Here is a 5,305-nt window from a genome sequence, read left to right on the forward strand (position 1 = left end):
CTGTGGATAATTGATGACCACCCAGGGAAAATATACCATATCCTTCTTGCCAGATAAATTTTTGTGGTAAGTTTGGCAATGAATGATTGTAATAATAAGCGCTACTTCCCTTTAAACTTTTCACACATTCGGCAATAGATAGTTTAGGGGGAATAGAAATTACTAAATGAATATGGTCTTCAATTCCACCAATAGCATGAATAATACAACCCAGATGATCAGCCTTACCAATTAAATAACCATATACCTCATTTTCTATCTCATGACTAATTAAAGGCTCACGTTTTTTAGTCCCCCAAATAATATGATAATATAACCGCCATAAAGCCATAATTAAATTGATAAATTTAATCAAAAAAATCACACAAAAAAATCAAAAGAACCTCAACCTCCTTCCTAGTCGGTTTTTAACCGACTTGAGCTTTGAGACGGGGAATTCATTCCCCGGCTCCCCGGTGTTGATAACGATTGATGATGGCTCCTGTGTGGATAACCATCGATGATGGCTCCTGTGTGGATAACGATTGATAATGGTTCCCCCGTATGGATAATGATCGCCCCGGCTAATTAAAGGCTCACGTTTTTTAGTCGCCCAGATAATATGATAATATAACTGCCATAAAGCCATAATTAAATTGATAAATTAAATCAAAATAACCTCAACCTCCTTCCTAGTCGGTTTTTAACCGACTTGAGCTTTGAGACGGGGAATTCATTCCCCGGCTCCCTGGATATGCAAAACCGAATCAATCTTAGTTAAACTTAGTTAAATTAGTAAGCATCGGGATTCAATCGGAGGAAATATGAGTGAATCGACATTGCTAAACTTAGATCAATCGACACCAGATTCAACCCCAGATTTTGTTAATCCCCCCACCCAGGATGAATTACTCTATGATGACGGCATCCCCATGGAAACCTATCGCCATAAACTGCAAATGGACTTACTGGTTGATCCCCTAGCTGCTTGGCTGGGGGATAAAGATGCCTTTGTGGGGGGTAATATGTTTGTTTACTTTAGTCCCCATCAATTGAAAAACCATGATTTTCGTGGTCCTGATATGTTTGCTGTGTTGGATGTTCCCAAGGGAGAGCGCAAATGCTGGGTAACTTGGGAAGAGGGTAAAGGTCCAGATGTGGTGATAGAGTTGCTATCCTCTAGCACTGCTTCCCGAGATAAGACTGACAAAAAAGAAATATACCAAAACAGGCTGAGAGTACCAGAATACTTTTGGTATGATCCCTTTAATCCCAATGAGTTTGCTGGTTTTATAATCAGGGATCATGGATATGAACCAATCATCCCCGATGAGCAAAACAGGCTCATCAGTCAAAAATTAGGTTTAGCCCTAGTGCGTTGGGCGGGAGAATTTGGGGGAGCCAATGCCGTCTGGGTGCGTTGGGCAACTTTAGAGGGGGTCTTACTACCTACAGCTCGTGAATTAGCTCAACAAGCCCAGCAAGAAGCTCAACAAGCCCAGCAAGAAGCTCAACAGGCACAGCAAGAAGCTCAACAGGCACAGCAAGAAGCCCAACAAGCACAGCAAAGAGCAGAGGCTGCGGAATTGTTACTGGCACAGGAGCGCCAACAAAGGGAGCAATTGCTGGCTAAATTACAGACAATGGGGATAAATCCTGAGCAACTTTAGAGGCTGTTTTATAAATTTTCAACAGGTATAGCAACCGCCAAGGTGGTTAGGACATAAACAGAAGATAAAACCATTGAAATTCAAGGTTTCCCCCTGCCATCACAGGGGTAGGTTTTTTTGCGGAGGTGCTTCACTTTGATACATGATTCATTCGGGTGCGATCGCCCATTTTTGAGAAGCATTATTATAGAAATTTCACAGGGACATTACTAATTTTAATCAGGAAGAAATTCTGGATCAAGTATATCATCGGCAGAAAACGGACAACTTTCAGGAAAAAGATGAGCAGGTAATTCAGTTTTTTTGATAGCCTGTCTTCTGGCTTTAACATAAATTTCTTCAATTTCTTGCAAGAAATAGTTATACAACGTTTTAGAGGATGTTTGATAAGTTTTATAAGGTGATTTTAGACACTTCTTGATCCCCCCTAACCCCCCTTCTCAAGGGGGATTTAGGGGGATCTAAAAATATTAGATACACCATGAGGGACTTGACAAACATCCTGTAAGGGGAGAAGTCAATTACAAGTCTTCTACTTGAGATTCCAACCATTGATTAAAAAGTGCGATCGCTTCTTGAATTTTTGCTATAATCACTTCTGTTTCTTGGGCTAATTCTAATACTCTTTCTTTTCGCAATTGCAAATTATAATTATGACGTGCTAAATGTCTGAATTTACGATAATCATTTAATTTTAATAATAACGAACCTTGCCATAAAGGAGGACGATTTTCTCCACCAATTTCTGCCATTTGTAATAATAGTTGTTCATGCCAATTTTCTGCTTTCGGCATTCCATCATCTAAAGTAACAGCAACTCTTTCACTAATTCTCTCACAAGCTGTGTAAAAATCACAAATATAACTGGATAATGTGGGAGTGATAAAGATTTCTGGGACATTATCACTTTGTTCTAAAGCAGTTTTCATAGCTTGGAAATTATGCTCTAAAGCTATCATTTCATCTTCAATGCGAGTTTTTAGAGCTAAATATTTATTAGTTGGCATAGGTTTTTCTTTAAGAATCCGAGAACGCACAAAATCCGGCAGATCTTCCAATGCTACTAAATCTATTTTTAACCAATTAGGTGTGATTTTTTCCAGAAGAGAATAGGCTTCCCATTGTTGTTTTTCTGACATTCCTCTCACTGCTAAATCTAAGTCTGACTGCCAATGCCAAGGGCTTTCTCCTGATAAAGAACCAAATAATATTACCTCTTTTGCTCCCTTTTCTAGAAGGATTTGCCGACATTTTGTGGCTGTTTGTAATGCCTCTTTTTTTCTTTCTTCTAGTGTTTGATTGCTGTTTTCTGTGGTAATTTTTTCTATCATTGTGCTTAGTTCCAAGTTTATAATATCTACATCCCTTTCTAAATAGGTTGATAGAAGGCTAATAGCTAAACATTGTTCGGGATTGATATTTTCTACTGCGACATCAATATCTGAATCTTGCCCAAAGTTGCCAACACGGGTTGGGGATGGGGTACAATAGACACACACAATAACATACCTGCGTAAATGCTTTTTTCGGTTAATTTTCTTTAAATTTCATCTAAATTTACACCCAAAGCCCGCAACTTTTCAGCTAGTTTGTCTGCGCGTTGTTTCTCTTGTTCTGCGCGTTGTGTTTCCTGTTCTGCTCTTTCAGCAAAGGTAGGAATCCAATCACCATTTTCATTATACCAACGTAGCCACAAACCTTCTGTATCTTGATATTTGCCTGGCCAAACTCCCACTCCTAATTTTAATTCAGAAAACCAAAATTTTGGTTCTGCAAGTTCTACGGCCTGATATTTTGTACCAACTAATTGGAATACTCGTAATTTATTTTCATACCTATCAAAAATCACATAATAGGGCGATCGCAAATACTGTTCATAAGCTTGCCATTTTGTCGGTGGTTTATTCGCGCTTCTTGATGTTTGTCCTAAGTCTTCCGCTTCTGTACCTGGTGATAATAATTCTACTATTAAAAATGGAGCTAATACTTCCTGCCAAACTACATAACTCAACCGCATATCTTCTTGTTTTTTGGAAGCAGCCACACCTAAGACTAAAAACCAATCGGGTCTTTTATACCATGAATAATGACGACCATCATAGTATAAGTTTAAATCTGTACCAATGAACATTTCCTCCTGGGGATAGATAGGAGATTGACAGGTTTCCCGTAATAATTGCGGTTGAAAGTCATGAAATTCGTCTGGCAACCCTGGCTCCTCTGGATCTTCACTAGGTAAATCATACATTGTGGGCATGGTTTCCCATGGTGGGCGTGGATGAATTGTGGAGTCTAATTCATCAATATCCTCACTGGGTAAATCATACATGGTGGGCATTGTTTTTTGCGGAGGTGCTTCACTTTGAGACATGACTCATACTCTCCTGACTGTTGACTGTTGACTGTTGACTGTTGACTGTTGACTGTTGACTGTTGACTGTTGACTGGTGACTGTCCTTGTGCATTGGCATTGGTGAACTTTATCTGGGTAAAACGCAAAAATTGTAAAGTTTTATTGTAGGATTTAACACTTCTAATATCAGAGTAGCCAAGGGAAATAATTTAGCTGATAATTGAGGTTAGCTGATCTTTGCCCAATTACTCTGGCGGGGTTCCCTGCTACAATAGTATAAGCTTTTACATCTTTTGTCACTACCGCACCCGCACCAACTACAGCACATTAATTACACTCATCTCTCACATTCTGAACTGGGGAGGAAATCTGGAGCTAGAATTTCTGCTAATGCAAAAGGACAGGATAGGGGAAATACTGTTTCCGGGAGGGATGTTTCTCTGTGGGCATCACGCAAGGCTTTAGAATAAACTGTTACTAATGCTGTTTCTAAATCGCCCCGCAGACTTGGACTGTCTAGCAGTAAGGCTTCAATTTGATCTCGTTGATGATCGATGGTAGCTAACCAACTCTGGCTTTGTTGATCCGGCTGATATTGCCATTTGAGCAGGTGCATAATTAAAACCTGTAAGCGGCTGCGAAGTTGACGGCGATCGCGCTTTCCCATGCTTTCCAACTCTTGAGCAATGTGTTCTGCGTCAATTTCTGATAAACAGCCCCGCCGCAATAATTCCACATTCTGATTAATCCAGGCATAAAAATCTAGGTCATATTCAGCTTCTAAACTCATGTTTTGCTCCTAGTTTTGAACCCGTTACTTAATATTAATATATATTGAGTTTCCGAGGGCGATCGCTCTGGGTTACGGTATAAGCCGGCTGTATATATTATTGCACAGCTAGGGGATATTTGGGCGATCGTTGTTCACACATTAGGTATGGTCGATGGTTATCCACACGGGGGAGCCATCATGGATAGTTATCCACACGGGGGAGCCAGGGAATAAATTAAGAGTCTCAAAGCTAAAGTCGGTTAAAAACCGACTGGTTTTGTGTTTGGCGATGATGGTGTTCTGGGGTGGGTTGGAGGTTGGTCTAAATCTGTTGCTTGTTCTAATAATGAAATTGTGGTTCTGTTTAAATGATGGATTTTTTGATTATTAACATAATCTATGGCTGTGGATAATTGATGACCACCCAGGGAAAATATACCATATCCTTCTTGCCAGATAAATTTTTGTGGTAAGTTTGGCAATGAATGATTGTAATAATAAGCGCTACTTCCCTTTAAACTTTTCACACAT

The 5,305-nt window shown here is 39.7% G+C and carries 7 protein-coding genes; 1 reads left to right on the forward strand and 6 read right to left on the reverse strand.

What is annotated here, in order from left to right:
• Positions 1–331 (reverse strand): IS200/IS605 family transposase (gene tnpA / locus NWP21_RS11330; protein ID WP_280792773.1); only part of this gene is annotated, 331 nt, incomplete at its 3' end.
• 472 nt (positions 332–803) lie between these two features.
• Here tnpA and NWP21_RS11335 point away from each other — a divergent pair.
• Positions 804–1,649, forward strand: a complete 846-nt coding sequence (locus NWP21_RS11335; protein ID WP_280792774.1) for a Uma2 family endonuclease — start codon at positions 804–806, stop codon at positions 1,647–1,649.
• Between the two features lie 215 nt (positions 1,650–1,864).
• Here the strand turns inward: NWP21_RS11335 and NWP21_RS11340 are convergent, their stop codons facing one another.
• From NWP21_RS11340 to NWP21_RS11360, 5 genes are all read right to left on the reverse strand, one after another.
• Entirely contained in the window at positions 1,865–2,017 is a 153-nt protein-coding gene (locus NWP21_RS11340) for a DUF29 family protein (protein WP_280792775.1), read from the reverse strand.
• A 153-nt stretch (positions 2,018–2,170) separates the two neighbouring features.
• On the reverse strand, positions 2,171–3,148 hold the full coding sequence (locus NWP21_RS11345; RefSeq protein WP_280792776.1) for a hypothetical protein: 978 nt from the start codon (positions 3,146–3,148) through the stop codon (positions 2,171–2,173).
• A 41-nt stretch (positions 3,149–3,189) separates the two neighbouring features.
• The gene (locus NWP21_RS11350; protein ID WP_280792777.1) at positions 3,190–4,020 is read right to left on the reverse strand and encodes a Uma2 family endonuclease; all 831 of its coding nucleotides are present in this window, start codon (positions 4,018–4,020) and stop codon (positions 3,190–3,192) included.
• A gap of 319 nt (positions 4,021–4,339) precedes the next feature.
• Entirely contained in the window at positions 4,340–4,792 is a 453-nt protein-coding gene (locus NWP21_RS11355; protein ID WP_280792778.1) for a DUF29 domain-containing protein, read from the reverse strand.
• Positions 4,793–5,034: 242 nt separating this feature from the next.
• On the reverse strand, positions 5,035–5,305 hold a 271-nt coding region (locus NWP21_RS11360), incomplete at its 5' end, for a transposase (RefSeq protein WP_280792779.1).

This window comes from Anabaenopsis sp. FSS-46 (assembly GCF_029891665.1).
Taxonomy (GTDB): Bacteria; Cyanobacteriota; Cyanobacteriia; order Cyanobacteriales; family Nostocaceae; genus Anabaenopsis; species Anabaenopsis arnoldii.